This is a genomic window from Desulfovibrio biadhensis, assembly GCF_055388615.1.
Window position 1 is genome coordinate 1,481,774 of the sequence record NZ_AP042477.1, and the last position, 13,022, is coordinate 1,494,795.

Annotated in this window: 14 protein-coding genes and 1 tRNA gene; 8 read left to right on the forward strand and 7 right to left on the reverse strand. The window is 57.8% G+C overall.

Translation table 11 applies throughout. From position 1 onward, the window contains the following. Positions 1–6 precede the first annotated feature (6 nt). From ACZ5EH_RS06495 to ACZ5EH_RS06510, 4 genes are all read right to left on the reverse strand, one after another. Positions 7–1,179, reverse strand: a complete 1,173-nt coding sequence (locus ACZ5EH_RS06495) for a radical SAM protein (RefSeq protein WP_464277316.1) — start codon at positions 1,177–1,179, stop codon at positions 7–9. Between the two features lie 286 nt (positions 1,180–1,465). Beyond that, positions 1,466–1,963, reverse strand: coding sequence for a 3-isopropylmalate dehydratase small subunit (locus ACZ5EH_RS06500; protein ID WP_464277317.1), 498 nt, complete (start codon positions 1,961–1,963; stop codon positions 1,466–1,468). A gap of 14 nt (positions 1,964–1,977) precedes the next feature. Next, positions 1,978–3,240: a 3-isopropylmalate dehydratase large subunit gene (gene leuC / locus ACZ5EH_RS06505; protein WP_464277318.1), complete on the reverse strand. Its 1,263-nt coding sequence runs from the start codon at positions 3,238–3,240 to the stop codon at positions 1,978–1,980. Further along, positions 3,225–4,760, reverse strand: a complete 1,536-nt coding sequence (locus ACZ5EH_RS06510) for a 2-isopropylmalate synthase (protein WP_464277319.1) — start codon at positions 4,758–4,760, stop codon at positions 3,225–3,227. Before ACZ5EH_RS06510 ends, leuC begins: the two co-directional genes overlap by 16 nt. A 559-nt stretch (positions 4,761–5,319) precedes the next feature. Here ACZ5EH_RS06510 and ACZ5EH_RS06515 point away from each other — a divergent pair. The 3 genes from ACZ5EH_RS06515 to ACZ5EH_RS06525 are packed head-to-tail and all read left to right on the forward strand — an operon-like array spanning position 5,320 to position 6,234. Next, a complete protein-coding gene (locus ACZ5EH_RS06515) occupies positions 5,320–5,646 on the forward strand; it encodes an ElaB/YgaM/YqjD family protein (protein WP_464277320.1) in 327 nt (108 codons plus the stop codon). Position 5,647: 1 nt separating this feature from the next. Then, a complete protein-coding gene (locus ACZ5EH_RS06520; RefSeq protein WP_464277321.1) occupies positions 5,648–6,025 on the forward strand; it encodes a phage holin family protein in 378 nt (125 codons plus the stop codon). An 8-nt stretch (positions 6,026–6,033) separates the two neighbouring features. Further along, complete coding sequence (locus tag ACZ5EH_RS06525) at positions 6,034–6,234, forward strand: hypothetical protein (RefSeq protein WP_464277322.1); 201 nt, start codon at positions 6,034–6,036, stop codon at positions 6,232–6,234. Between the two features lie 126 nt (positions 6,235–6,360). On the opposite strand, the gene tpx is transcribed toward ACZ5EH_RS06525, so the two are convergent. After that, positions 6,361–6,876: a thiol peroxidase gene (tpx, locus tag ACZ5EH_RS06530; RefSeq protein WP_464277323.1), complete on the reverse strand. Its 516-nt coding sequence runs from the start codon at positions 6,874–6,876 to the stop codon at positions 6,361–6,363. A gap of 33 nt (positions 6,877–6,909) precedes the next feature. Then, positions 6,910–7,269 (reverse strand): DUF488 domain-containing protein, encoded by a 360-nt coding sequence (locus ACZ5EH_RS06535; protein WP_464277324.1) that lies wholly within the window; start codon positions 7,267–7,269, stop codon positions 6,910–6,912. A 330-nt stretch (positions 7,270–7,599) separates the two neighbouring features. Here ACZ5EH_RS06535 and ACZ5EH_RS06540 point away from each other — a divergent pair, with 330 nt between their 5' ends. The 5 genes from ACZ5EH_RS06540 (at position 7,600) to ACZ5EH_RS06560 (ending at position 11,651) form a co-directional block, all read left to right on the forward strand. Beyond that, positions 7,600–7,947 carry a hypothetical protein gene (locus ACZ5EH_RS06540; protein WP_464277325.1) on the forward strand — a complete coding sequence of 116 codons (348 nt, stop codon included), beginning with the start codon at positions 7,600–7,602 and terminating at the stop codon, positions 7,945–7,947. 240 nt (positions 7,948–8,187) lie between these two features. Beyond that, a tRNA-Glu gene (locus tag ACZ5EH_RS06545) sits at positions 8,188–8,263 on the forward strand. A gap of 433 nt (positions 8,264–8,696) precedes the next feature. Next, entirely contained in the window at positions 8,697–10,865 is a 2,169-nt protein-coding gene (locus ACZ5EH_RS06550) for a Tex family protein (RefSeq protein ID WP_464277326.1), read from the forward strand. Positions 10,866–11,067: 202 nt separating this feature from the next. After that, positions 11,068–11,346: a type II toxin-antitoxin system ParD family antitoxin gene (locus tag ACZ5EH_RS06555; RefSeq protein WP_464277327.1), complete on the forward strand. Its 279-nt coding sequence runs from the start codon at positions 11,068–11,070 to the stop codon at positions 11,344–11,346. 5 nt (positions 11,347–11,351) lie between these two features. Beyond that, positions 11,352–11,651, forward strand: a complete 300-nt coding sequence (locus ACZ5EH_RS06560) for a type II toxin-antitoxin system RelE/ParE family toxin (protein ID WP_464277328.1) — start codon at positions 11,352–11,354, stop codon at positions 11,649–11,651. Between the two features lie 733 nt (positions 11,652–12,384). Here ACZ5EH_RS06560 and ACZ5EH_RS06565 read toward each other — a convergent pair. After that, complete coding sequence (locus tag ACZ5EH_RS06565; protein ID WP_464277329.1) at positions 12,385–12,528, reverse strand: hypothetical protein; 144 nt, start codon at positions 12,526–12,528, stop codon at positions 12,385–12,387. Between the last annotated feature and the right edge of the window lie 494 nt (positions 12,529–13,022).

Consider the following 13,022-nt stretch of genomic DNA (forward strand, 5'->3'; position numbering starts at 1 on the left):
GCTCCCTTATATGAACTTGTAGGTCATGCTGTCTTCGAGAATCACATGCTCAAAGATCTGATTGTGCGGCTGGTACGTACAACGGGGGCACTGCTCCAGATCTATGGCGTCGTGAATCCTCCAGTGCTCGTCTCGGCCCCAGTGGCTTTCCACATCCGCAAAGCTGCGCATAGGGGCGCTGAACTCCAACCGGGAATCGCCCCTGCGATCACAACAGAGCGAGACACAGAAAGCTTCGTCGTGTCCTTTGCGGGGGGGCATGAAGACGCATGTCATGAATACTGCGTGGCAGGTGGAAAATTGGTTGGCCTTGTTCAGTGCGTCATCAAATTTATGGGTGATGCCAAAAACGCCGAAATCTTCGCTTTCCAGCTTTCTGGCTTTTTCCAACTGTTCGGAAAGCCGCACCCGGTCCACGGGGGTGAACATGCTTTTTTCGCCCTGTCCAAGCTTGTACCAGGCAAGGCCGGCGGGTCGCAGGTGGAAGTTTCTGCACCCCAGTTCCTTGGCGGTGCGGGTTGCCTGGTATACATCGTTGATGTTCCCGTTATACAACAGATATTTGTAGCTCACGCCATAGCCGGGGCGCTGCATGCCCAGTGTGCAATCGCGCCCCTTGATGTAGTCTGTAAGCATGCTGATGTTGTCGCAGACACGGCCGAAACGGTCCTTGCCCTTGAGCTGCTCAAAGGTGGCTGCGCTCCCTGCATCCACGGAGACGCCCACCCAGGTGCACAGGGAAAGAGCCTCGATGTGCTCGTGGATGCGTGTGCCATTGGTGACAACGCCGACTTCGATGCCGCTGTCCACGAGCTTGCGGATGAAATCGCCCACGCCGGGGTGCAAAAGCGGCTCGCCGCCGCCTGCTATGCACACGGCTTCCACCCCTTTTTCCCATTTGGGATGCCCCTGCCAGTTGGCCAGGCCGTGGGCCAGGTCGTCCAAGGTCTTATTTTGTATCATGCCGTGGCGGTCTGTGAGGATGCGCCCCGCGTTGCACCAGGCGCAGGCCAGGTTGCAGGCGTTCACCGGGTCCACGGTAACGAGGGCCGGTTGCGGCACCGGGCCGGGGCGCTGGATGAGCCGCCACCGATACACCTGTGATAACAGCTTGTAGCTGTTGAACGGGTTCCATTTTTTTTCGGGAGACCATTCCCTGAGCGTGGCTTGCTGTCGCATCAATGGCTCGCTGGGGAGAGTATGGGTTTGCGAGGATAATCTTACGAAAAAGGTTGCCTCTCGCGCTCTCCCTGTAAACTTTTTATCCGATTATTAAAAAACAGCAAATCATGCGGCAAAGGCTGCCGCCCGGGGAAAGGCATGCAAAAATCATCCCGAGAAGAGGAAAAGGGGGTGGGAGAGTAAAAAGGTAATAGATTACGGATTAATATGGAGAAGGAGCATGGGGTGCCCATTCATGAAAGAAAGGACACCCCATGCAAATACTTGCCGTATCGTACCCTGCTTACGCCTTGGCCAGGCGTTCGCGCACGTAGGGCACCAGGCCGCCCTTGTCCAGAATGGACTGCATGAAGGGCGGCACAGGGGCGCAGGTAATCTTTTCCCCGGTGGTTTTGTTCTCGATGACGCCGGCCTTGGCGTCCACATCGATTTCGTCACCGTCATGGAGTTTGGCGATGTCGTCGCCGATTTCCAGCAGCACCAGCCCCATGTTGAAGCCGTTGCGGTAGAATATGCGCGCAAAGCTGTGCGCGATGACAACAGGTACACCCGACCCCAGAATGGCGATAGGCGCGTGTTCGCGCGAGGATCCACAGCCGAAGTTCTGGCCGGCCACGATGAAATCGCCATTGTTGACGCGGTTTATCCAACCGGGCTCCAGGCCTTCCATGCAGTTGGCGCCCAGTTCGTCCGGGTCGGTGGTCACCAGAAAGCGGGCGGGGATGATGGCGTCGGTGTCGATATGCTCACCGACCATATGTGCTTTTCCGTTGAAGTTCATGTGCGGGCTCCTTGTCAGCTCAAGCTGTCGGGGTGGACGATGGCGCCGCTGACTGCGCTGGCTGCGGCGACTGCCGGGTTGGAAAGGTAAACTTCGCTCTCCAGGCTGCCCATGCGTCCTTTGAAGTTTCGGTTGGTGGTGGCGATGGTGCGTTCGCCCTTGGCCAGAATACCCATGTGCCCCCCAAGGCAGGGGCCGCAGGTCGGCGGGCCAACCACGCAGCCGGCATCCATGAAGATTCTGAGAAGCCCTTCGTCCAGGGCCTGGCTCCAGATGTTGGGCGTGGCCGGCAGGATGATGGCGCGGACGGTCTTGGCTACCTTGCGTCCCTTGAGCACTGCGGCGGCGGCGCGCAGGTCTTCTATGCGGCCGTTGGTGCAGGAGCCGATGACGGCCTGGTTGATGGTCAACCCGGCCACTTCCTCCACGGGCTTCACATTCTCGGGCAGGTGCGGGCAGGCGATCTGCGGGGAAAGCGCGGCGGCGTCGATGTGGACCACGCGCTCGTATTCGCAGCCGTCGTCGGGAGCCAGTTCCTTGTCGCCTGTGCGGCCGTGGGCCTTGGCGTATTCCAGGGTTTTGGCGTCAACCGGAAAGAGGCCGACCTTACCGCCCGCTTCGATGGCCATGTTGGCCATGGTCATGCGGCCTTCCACGCTCAGGGAGTCGATGGCCGAGCCGCCGAATTCCAGGGCCTTGTAACGCGCTCCGGCAACGCCTATCTCACCGATGACCTTGAGGATCAGGTCCTTGCCCGAAACATGGGGCTGGAGCTGCCCTTCACATTCCACTCGGATGGTGGAGGGCACTTTGAACCATGTTTCGCCCAGCGCCATGGCGCCGGCGATGTCCGTGGAGCCCATGCCCGTGGCGAATGCGCCCAGGCCACCATAGGTGCAGGTGTGGGAATCCGCGCCAATGACGACATCCCCCGGGCCAACAAGGCCCAATTCGGGCAGCAGTGCGTGTTCAACCCCGCAGTTGCCGCCTTCGTAATAATGGGTGATGCCCATTTCCTCGGCAAAGCGGCGCACGCCGGCGACCTGCTCTGCGGAGTCTATGTCCTTGTTGGGCGTAAAGTGGTCCATGACCAGGGCAACCTTGTCCTTGTCGAATACCTTTTCCGCGCCCATGGCCTTAAAGCTTTTGATAGCCAGGGGGGCGGTGATGTCGTTGGCCAAAACCAACGAGACAGGACATTGGATGATGGCGCCGGCGGGCACCTCGTCCTGTCCACTCATGGCGGCCAGGAGCTTTTGGGCTACAGTGTAACGCATTCGCGTTCCTCCTCTTTCTTGGCAATGCGATTCAAGGCGTTGATATATGCTTTTGCGCTGGCCACAATGATATCAGGGTCTGCGCCGCGCCCCACAGCGGAGCGGCCGTTTTCTTCCAGCCGTACCAGTACTTCGCCCTGGGCGTCTGTTCCGCTGGTGATGGCGTTTACGGTAAAACGTTTGAGTGTGGGCTTACGCTCCGCCAGTTCAGCAATGGTGTTGAAAACCGCATCGATGGGGCCGACACCGAAGTTGGCCTTGCGCTTTTCAGCGCCTTCCACCTGGAGAATAAGGGCGGCCGTCGGCGGCATGCCAGAGGTGCCGCACTGCACGCTCAGTTCTTCCAGCCGGAACTTGTCCGGAATGCGGTAGACTTCTTCCAGGACCACGGCCTGGATGTCTTCGTCGTAAATGCGCTCTTTCTTGTCCGCAAGCTTTTTAATAGCCTCGAACACGGTGACGAGCTGCTCGTCATTCAGTGCGTACCCCAATTCCTCCAGCTTGCTTTTGAGCGCGTGGCGGCCGGAGTGCTTGCCCAGCACCAGCTCGCTCTTGGCGCGGCCAATGCTTTCCGGGGTCATGATTTCGTAGGTCTGGCGGTTCTTGAGCACGCCGTCCTGGTGCACGCCCGACTCATGGGCAAAGGCGTTGGCGCCCACAATGGCCTTGTTCGGCGGAATGGGCTGGCCGATGATCATGGAGAGCAGGTTGCAGGTGGGGTAGATGTGCTCGCTCTTCACATTGCAGTCCAGGTTGAAATACGTGGGCCTTGTGCGCAGGTTCATGACCACTTCTTCTATGCTGGCGTTGCCTGCGCGTTCGCCAATGCCGGAGATGGTGCCTTCCACCTGCCGCGCGCCAGCGCGGAGGGCGGCCAGGGTGTTGGCGACGGCAAGCCCCAAATCGTTGTGACAATGCACGCTGAACACGGCCTTGTCCGAGTTGGGCACGTTTTCGATGAGGTAACGGATCAGGCCGGCGAATTCATCAGGCTGGGAGTAGCCCACCGTGTCGGGGATGTTCACCGTGGTGGCGCCGGCGGCGATGACCGTCTCGATGACCTTGGCCAGGAACTCCCATTCGGAGCGGCTGGCGTCCTCGGGGGAAAACTCAACGTTGGAAGTGTACTTGGCGGCGTGGCGCACGGCGGCCTCAGCCATGGCCAGAACCTGATCGGGTTCCTTGCCGAGCTTGTACTTCATGTGCAGGGGCGATGTGGCCAGAAACGTGTGGATGCGCGGATTGGCCGCGTTCTTCACCGCTTCCCAGGTGCGGTCGATGTCTTTTTCCATGGCCCGGCTGAGCCCGGCCACCTGCATGTCCTTCACCGCACCGGCAATGGCTTGCACGGCTTCGAAATCCCCCTGGCTGGCAATGGGAAAGCCGGCTTCTATGACGTCCACGCCCAGCTTTTCCAGCTGCCTGGCAAGGCGAATCTTTTCCTGCAGGTTCATGGTGGCGCCGGGAGACTGCTCCCCGTCACGGAGTGTAGTATCGAAAATAATGATGCTGTCTGCCATGGTTTCCTCCTGTGTGTGGCTGGCAAACCGCGGACATCAGACAAAAAATGCACCTGTGTCCGCATGATAGCGTATATACATGATCAACGGTGGCGGTTGTCCGCCGTATGTGGAAACGAAAATAGGTTACGAGAGTGAGAACTCTCGTAGTAGGAGAATGGAAGTGGCTAGCGCCTGGGCGCTGCCGTGAACCGCCTCGCGGGCGGCAAAGGAAGGTGTTTCGGAAACGAACATACATGGACCTTAGCCACGGGGTGGGGTGGCTGTCAAGAGGGGGGCGGGGACAGAGTCACCACCAGGTTGAAAAAAGATGATATCAAGGCTTAGCTTGTGTCTGAAATGAAAAGGATATGATCTTAGCGGGGTAATGTGGAGTCGATGAACGGGGCACGACTTTGTGTCCGCATGGTTGCCGCCATCACCCGTCATAGTGACGATTTGCAGCTCATATTCTCCTACCCGCTTTCTCCCCTGGACAGACTACTGCCCAAGTGTCATTATTATATGGTAAGAAGAACCGGTAATTATTGTGCATTCGAAAAAACATAAGGAGGCCACCATGGCTGCCAAGACATCTGCCAGCAATAGCGAAGCCGCGCGCCAGAAGCTGAACGACGACTTCAAGGTGCTTATGCAAGACACGCAGGCGCTGCTCGAAGCCACAAAGGGCGATTTGAGCGGCAAGGCCGGCGAGGCGCGCACCCAGCTGGAAAAGAATTATGAAGCAATGAAGGCCCGCTACGAGGAACTCGGTGGGCGCGTGGCCGACACGGTGCACGAAAAAGCCCAGGCGACCGAGCAGCTTGTGGCCGAGTACCCCTGGCACTCTTTGGGTATATCCTTTGGCGTGGGGCTGCTTGTTGGCCTCGTGATGCATAGGAAATAGCATGTTCCCTTCCGGCGCCAGTGTGCGGGAGCTGACAGACAAGGCCAGGCGCGCAGCCGAGCTGGCCTTGCTGCTGCTTGAAAACAGGCTCGAGCTTGTTTCTCTGGAAGTGCGCGAGGAGATGCAGTCATTCGTGCGCGTGCTGGTGAATGCGCTGCTTGCCGTGCAGCTAACGCTGCTGGCGCTTGTGCTGGCCAGCATCACAGCGGTCTGGCTCTCGCCGGCGGACGCGCGAGGGTGGGTGCTCCTGGGCATAACAGGGGTGTTCATCCTGCTGGCTGTGCTGGCGCTGGTCATGCTCAGGAAATCCGCCACACAGTTGGGCAAGCCGCTTCGTCGGACCATTGAAGAATTCCGGCGTGACCGTGAAAGCCTGTGAGTATTGCCATGCGCCCTTTATCTAAAACTTCCTCGCGCATGACCCGGATGCGGCTGGATTTGCTGCAGAGCAACGCGGCGATGTATCGCGGCATGTTGCGGATAGAGTCTCGTGAAGCCACGCGCAACGCAGCCCGGATATTTGACTTCCTCAGCCTGGGCATGCGCGCCGGGCGTATGCTTTCTTCTCTGTTTCGCCGCGGCAGGTAGCGCCGCATGGGGCCTGTTATAATGGGCCCCGCCCTTGTCTGCTCCAGACAATTTTTGACGGGTTACACAAAAATGGGGAGACGCGTCCATGCGCATCTCCCCGTATTTTTTTGAATACTGGTCTGGTTACGCCAGTTTCTTGGCTTCCTCGATGATCCTGTCGTAATCAGGCTCGTTGGTCACTTCAGGCACCAGTTCGATGTATTGGATGGTGTGGCTACGGTCCAGGACGAAAACAGCCCTGGCGAGCAGCCGCAGTTCCTTAATGAGCACGCCCCAGTTTTCGCCAAAAGAGGCCTGGGCGTGGTCCGAGAGGGTGGCCAGGTTGCCGGCTTCGTGCTCGCCTACCCAGCGCGCCTGGGCAAAAGGCAGGTCCATGCTGATGGTCAGCATCTTGGTAGGCGCGGCCAGGTTTTTGACTTCGTCATCAAACCGCTTGGTTTCCAACGAGCAAACGTCGGTGTCCAGGGAGGGCACGCTGGCGATGATCAAGGGCATATCCTTGAAATCGGCCAGTGTTTTCGGCGACAGGTCGTTGGCCAGAACGGTGAAGTCGGGTGCTTTGTCCCCTACTTTGAGTTCAGGCCCAAGCAGCGTCAGTGGGTTGCCCTGGAATGTGATGAGACCTTGACGTTCCTGCATCGGTGTTCTCCTTTCGTGCCGCGCCCAGCTTTGTCAGTTCTGATCCATTTTACTGATGAAGTCCTGCAAGGCGACGGCGTTATTATGTTTTTTATCTTTAGCTGCATATACCAGCGTCACAGGTTGCAAGCGCGACATGGAAGCAAGTTTGCGCATGCGTATTGCCTTGTGTTTTGCCTGCAATTCTGCGCGATACCTCTGTCTGAATTTGGCCCATTTTTTGGGGTCGTGGTCAAACCATTGTCTGAGATGTTCGCTCGGCGCCAGATCCTTCAACCAGTCCTGGATGGCGGCATTGTTTCTGGAAACACCCCGCGGCCATACTCTGTCGACCAGCACCCGCATGCCGTCCCTGGCTTCCGGCTCATCGTAGATCCGCTTAGTCTTGATCATAATATACCTCCAGTGGTGAAAAAAACAATAAATGATCTGAAGCAATCTCGAAGAGCACAGATAAAAATCCTGCTCAATGGAACGATTAGCTACAGCGCCACGTTGGCATAAGGGCGATGTGAAACCACGCTTGGAAATATTTTTTTACTCTAGCCACAATATAGTATTCGTAAAAAAGAAATAGGGGAGAAATCCGGGATAAATCGGGAATCCTTATTAACCCGGCATATTCTATTGCCCAAAGTCTTCTCAGGTGGCCTTGACGTCTGTGGTATAGGCGGGCATTAAGGTATGGAATGGAGTAATGTATTGAAAGGGAGCAGTGCACATATGGCAACAGATCATCAGAAAGACGCCGCAGGGTGGTTGGATAGCCTGTTATGTTCCCAGGGGTTTGTACCGCGACAAACACGCGCAGGTGTTCTTGGATATGTCAAATATCTGGGAAAGAAAGGCTCTTCTGGGAGCGTGGCCCTCTTGCCTAGCGAAGGCGAGACTTTTACAGGGCTGAACCAGCCAGTGCTTTTGTGCGAATACAACCCTATTGGTGAAATGACTGAAGACAGAACCTGCAACACGCTCCGCGAGGCGCTGGAACTGCTGGGTATCGATGTGCCACCAGCAGAAAGGGGGAGCGAAAACAAATTCGCCCCCGTGCAGTTTATCGACCAAATCTGATAACGGGGGCGTTGCCTTTTGCGCCATGACGTGCAGGCTTTCGCGTTTGCACAGTGTGGCCTGCATGGTCCAGGTTGTTCTTCTGTCCAGTCCTGTTTGTTGTGGCGATGGTGATCCTAATTTGGTATAAATTGTAGATTGTTACAGCTTTATGAATTGTGCTTGACAAGCAAAATGAAAAAGAGCAAACGGTTCTTTCGCTTTGCTGCAGGGCCATGAATGCAGCGTAGCGCCAAGCGCGTCCCCATCGTCTAGTGGCCCAGGACGTCGGCCTCTCACGCCGAAAACAGGGGTTCAAACCCCCTTGGGGACGCCAATAAATTTCAGCGGCTTAGGGTAAAACCTGGGCCGTTTTTTCTTTTCAGTTGTTTTTTTCCAACCCTATTTCCAACCTTCAGACGGCATTTCAGTGAATCCTGATCCATCAGGATCCATGCCTTTTGCTCCTTCTTGTTATCGCCATACTCAACTATGGTCGGGTCGGTGCATGGTGTTTTTCCCTGGCTCTTTGACGTTTGATGTGGATTTCCCATGGGACCAGTGGCTCCCTGTTGGGAGCGCCGATCAGGTAGATGACGGTGATGCATATTGCCACGTTTCAATATCCTCTGGCTCGCGAGCGGGCTGCCTGGCCGCATGAGCCGCAGTCCATGCCCTTCTTGACCCCACATCGGTCTCGGTTACAATCCGTCAGTCCTGCGGCCAAGGCTGTGCAGGCGTCACCGAAAACTTCCGAGGATTCTCACCCCATGCAGGAAGCGCATATCAAGCACATGGCTGCCGAACTTTCCTTCCGGCCAGCCCAGGTCCGGGCTGTGGCCGATCTTTTGGAGGACGGCGGCACCGTTCCGTTCATAGCGCGCTATCGCAAAGAGGCCACTGGCTCGCTGGACGAGGTTGCCGTGGCCGCCATTCGAGACGGCCTGGCCAGGCTGGCAGACCTGGACAAGCGGCGAAAAGCCATCCTCGACTCCCTCGAAGAGCGCGGACTGCTTACGCAGGAGCTGCGCCAGGACGTGGAGCAGGCGCGCGACATGGCCCGGCTGGAAGACGTCTATCTCCCATACCGGCCCAAGCGCAGAACCCGCGCCGCCATGGCCCGTGAGCGAGGGCTGGAGCCCCTGGCCCATACTCTTTTGGCCCAGAAGGGGGTGGACCCCTGGCGCGAGGCGGCACAATTCGTCAACGCGGATGCTGGTGTCCCGGACGCGGAGGCCGCCCTGGCCGGCGCCAGAGATGTCATCGCCGAAGATGTCAGCGAGAATCCCCAGGCAAGAAGCGCCATGCGCGTGCTTTTCAAGAAAAGGGGGCGCTTTTGCTCCCGACTGGTCAAGGGCAAGGAACAGCAGGCCGCAACATATCGCGACTGGTTCGACTGGGACGAGCCCGTGGGCAGCATTGCCGGGCATAGGGCCCTGGCCATGTTTCGTGGCGAGCGCGAGGGCGTGCTTAGCCTGAGCCTTCGCCCCCCGCAGGATGAGGCCCTGGGGCTGCTGCGCAAGTCCATGCTGCGGAACACCCGCCCCCAGCCGGACAGGGAGCCCCCTGAAGACCAGCGCCAGGTGACAGCCGCCCTGGAGGATTGCTATAAGCGGCTGCTCGGCCCCTCCATGGAGAACGAACTGCGCGCCCTGGTCAAGGAGCGGGCTGACACCGAGGCCATCAGGGTCTTTGCCGCCAACCTGCGCGAACTGCTGCTCGCCCCAGCGTTAGGGGGCAAAGCCGTGCTGGCCCTTGACCCCGGCTTTCGCACTGGCGCCAAGCTCACTGTTCTGGACGCCCAGGGGGGGCTCAGACATCACGATACCATTCACATCACAGGTTCTGCCAGGCAGCAGGAGCAGGCTGCAGCCACGCTGCTCCGGCTCTGCGAGGAATACGGCGTGCAGGCAGTGGCTGTGGGCAATGGCACTGCCGGACGTGAAACCGAAGCTTTTGTGCGAGGCACATTGGCCAAGCAAGGACTCGATATCCCCGTGGTGCTGGTCAACGAGGCGGGCGCTTCCATCTATTCCGCATCCGAGGCAGCGCGACGGGAGTTCCCGGAGCTGGACTTGACCGTACGGGGGTCTGTGTCCATTGGCCGCAGGCTGATGGACCCCCTGGCGGAACTGGTGAAGCTGGACCCTAAGTCCATCGGGGTGGGGCAGTACCAGCACGATGTGGACCAGACTGCGCTCAAAGCCGCCCTGGACGACGTGGTGGCCAGTTGCGTGAACTCAGTGGGCGTGGACCTGAACACTGCCAGCGTGGAACTGCTGGCCCGGGTTTCCGGGCTGGGCCCTTCCCTGGCGCAGAATATCGTGACCCATCGCGAAGAGCACGGACCTTTCCCCAGCCGGCGCAAGCTGCTCGAAGTCAAGCGTCTTGGTCCCAAGGCCTTTCAGCAGGCGTCTGGGTTTCTGCGTGTTCGCGGCAAAAACCCTCTGGACGCAAGCGCCGTGCATCCTGAACGCTACTCCCTTGTGGAGCGCATGGCCCGCGATCTGGGCTGTACTGTGGAGCGACTGCTGGACGATGAAGGGGCGCGCAGCCGCATTCGACTGGAGGATTACGTGTCTGATGAAGTGGGCATCCCAACGCTTCAGGACATCATGGCCGAACTCGCCCGCCCAAGCCGTGACCCCCGCGCCGCTTTCAGCGTGTTTTCTTTTGACGAAGGAGTGCGCGAGATAACCGACCTGCACACGGGCATGAAACTGCCGGGTATCGTGACCAATGTCACCAACTTTGGCGCATTTGTGGATGTTGGTGTGCACCGCGACGGCCTGGTGCACATCAGCCAGCTTGCCGAACGCTTCGTAAGCTCTCCAGCCGAGGTTGTCGCCGTGGGCCAGGAAGTGGAGGTCACGGTTGTGGAAGTGGATACAAAACGCGGTCGCATAAGTCTGAGCATGAAGAAGTCGTCTGCGGATTGATAACTGCTTCATCAGTTAAGAGAGGGTGCTTAGAAGTGGTGCTGGCTTCGACGGCAGCGGTTGGAATTGCCCCCGCTAAACCGGACACCTCTGTTACTTTGAGGACACCCTGACGCCCCTGACCTGCCCCCATGGTGCTGCTCTCCCCCTTGCTACTCCTCATCTTCGCATGGTATGACTTGGTCATACTGAAGGAGGTGCCATGCCCAGCGTTACTAAAATTACCATCGCCTTGACGCCGGAGCTTTCAGCTCTTGTCAAAGAGTCCGTCGAGCAGGGGGACTACGCTTCAACGAGCGAGGTCATCCGTGATGCTCTGCGTGACTGGAAGCACAAACGCGCTCTTCAGAAGCAAGAAATTGAAGAGCTTCGCCAGCTCTGGGACGCCGGGGTGAAAAGTGGACCGGGGCGTTTCGACAATATGGATGAGCTCATTCAGGAAGCTCGGAGTCGCCTTGACGCCGGAAAAACGGACCGCTGACGCGCATGGCACGGTTCTTCCTGCTGCGAGAGGCGGAAAACGATCTGATCGAGATATGGCAGTATATCGCCGAGGACGACCAGGAGGCAGCGACGCGGGTTCTCCATTCTCTTGATGCGAAGTTCCATCTGCTTGCCGGGAACAGCAAGCTGGGTCCTGCCAGGCCCGACATCGCTCCGGACCTGAGATACTTCGTTGATGGGGACTACCTGATCCTGTACCGCGAAGCTGCCGAAGGCATTGAGGTTGTCCGGGTTGTGCACGGAGCGCGGAGTCTGAAGACGCTCTTTTCCGTCGGCGGGTGACACAAAAAAAGAATGCTCTCTCGAACACCACTTGGATTTGCCGCCGTCCGGCTTTCGAAGTCCAGGTCCTCTACCTCAAGCTCGAATACTTCGCCCCTACGCGCTCCGAGGTGCAGCAATGCCGGGAAGAACACGCGGTCTTGGCCCTCGGCCTTGTTGTAAATCTTCCAGAAATCATATTCTGGTGGCACATACCGGGGATGGCGCGTCTCTGGGTACTTGTCCGCCTCCAGGAACGGTTTCTCGCCGCGTGGTAATCCTTCGATGGATTTGCGATCAAATTTCCACGCCGTTTTATTTGCGCAATTTCCACCGCACGTTTTGTTCTGGTGGACCAGGGCCTGTGCACCTCGGCGAGACCGAGCACCTCGCCCCGCATGTCCTTTTTAACACCTTAATGAGTCGTCTGGGCAAGGTGATCCTGGTGAGTCAGATGCGCGAGGTGGTTTTGACAACAGCTTAAAATCCTGGAAATTATTTAAGAAGCCCGGACTCTCTCGCGCCGAAAACAGGGGGTCATAATAGCGCAGGAAAGCGCGACTGGAGTGGCTTGAGGCCGAGCCGGAGGGTGAGGGCCAGGACGGCCCGAGTCAAAACCCCTTGAGGACGCCATACCGTTCATAAAGTGCTGCCGGAACTTATAAGACGCACCCCCGCATTAGCTCTTGAAACGATGGTCGCCAGTGACGGTAAAGACACACTCGGTATGCTTGTGGTGGTGTTTTCTCCACCATCAGGGCAATTGGGACTTCAGTTCCTGTGTCATGGGGGGCCAGTCCTTCATCATGCTTGCCTCCGCCGTCTTGAAGGCCCCAGGGCGGACTTGGTTTGCGGCGAAATCCACATCCAAAGGTATTCCCGCAGAAGTCTGAATCATTGCATTGTCTGCATCACAATAAGAACAAGCACTGATCCACCCCAAAGAACGAGCCGGTCTTTGCGATTGGTTCCCCGTGTCTGGTCATGCCCCTTGTCTCAGAAGCTGAATGCAGACTCCCAGGAGATATGCACAACTCGTGATTTTGGCGCATAGAGACAAGTGCCAGTGATAAAGCAATGCTAGATTTCGTCCTGGGGCCAGGTTTGCCGGTCCTTTTCGAGCATGGAAGCAGGCGGAATGCTTCCCTAACAGGTGGGAGAGTTTCAAGAGAGGGATGCTGCAAAACACAGGCTTCTCCTGAATCGCTTTTTCCAGCGAGCTGTTCGCTAGAGGACTCACTTACCGTTGATTCCCAGTGATCCATATTGGAACTCAAAGACAGGATTTGCTCTGCAGGTCAAGGTAGTTTTAGCCGCAGCAAGTTATGCCTGGAGCTGTCCTGGCATTCCTGAGCCATCGCGGGGGGGCACGCCGACCGGGTTCTCCAACAA

Coding starts and splice junctions, on each gene's coding strand:
- ACZ5EH_RS06495 (WP_464277316.1), bottom strand. CDS start 1,179: ATGCGACAGCAAGCCACGCTCAGGGAATGGTCTCCCGAAAAAAAATGG.
- ACZ5EH_RS06500 (WP_464277317.1), bottom strand. CDS start 1,963: ATGAACTTCAACGGAAAAGCACATATGGTCGGTGAGCATATCGACACC.
- leuC (WP_464277318.1), bottom strand. CDS start 3,240: ATGCGTTACACTGTAGCCCAAAAGCTCCTGGCCGCCATGAGTGGACAG.
- ACZ5EH_RS06510 (WP_464277319.1), bottom strand. CDS start 4,760: ATGGCAGACAGCATCATTATTTTCGATACTACACTCCGTGACGGGGAG.
- ACZ5EH_RS06515 (WP_464277320.1), top strand. CDS start 5,320: ATGGCTGCCAAGACATCTGCCAGCAATAGCGAAGCCGCGCGCCAGAAG.
- ACZ5EH_RS06520 (WP_464277321.1), top strand. CDS start 5,648: ATGTTCCCTTCCGGCGCCAGTGTGCGGGAGCTGACAGACAAGGCCAGG.
- ACZ5EH_RS06525 (WP_464277322.1), top strand. CDS start 6,034: ATGCGCCCTTTATCTAAAACTTCCTCGCGCATGACCCGGATGCGGCTG.
- tpx (WP_464277323.1), bottom strand. CDS start 6,876: ATGCAGGAACGTCAAGGTCTCATCACATTCCAGGGCAACCCACTGACG.
- ACZ5EH_RS06535 (WP_464277324.1), bottom strand. CDS start 7,269: ATGATCAAGACTAAGCGGATCTACGATGAGCCGGAAGCCAGGGACGGC.
- ACZ5EH_RS06540 (WP_464277325.1), top strand. CDS start 7,600: ATGGCAACAGATCATCAGAAAGACGCCGCAGGGTGGTTGGATAGCCTG.
- ACZ5EH_RS06550 (WP_464277326.1), top strand. CDS start 8,697: ATGCAGGAAGCGCATATCAAGCACATGGCTGCCGAACTTTCCTTCCGG.
- ACZ5EH_RS06555 (WP_464277327.1), top strand. CDS start 11,068: ATGCCCAGCGTTACTAAAATTACCATCGCCTTGACGCCGGAGCTTTCA.
- ACZ5EH_RS06560 (WP_464277328.1), top strand. CDS start 11,352: ATGGCACGGTTCTTCCTGCTGCGAGAGGCGGAAAACGATCTGATCGAG.
- ACZ5EH_RS06565 (WP_464277329.1), bottom strand. CDS start 12,528: ATGATTCAGACTTCTGCGGGAATACCTTTGGATGTGGATTTCGCCGCA.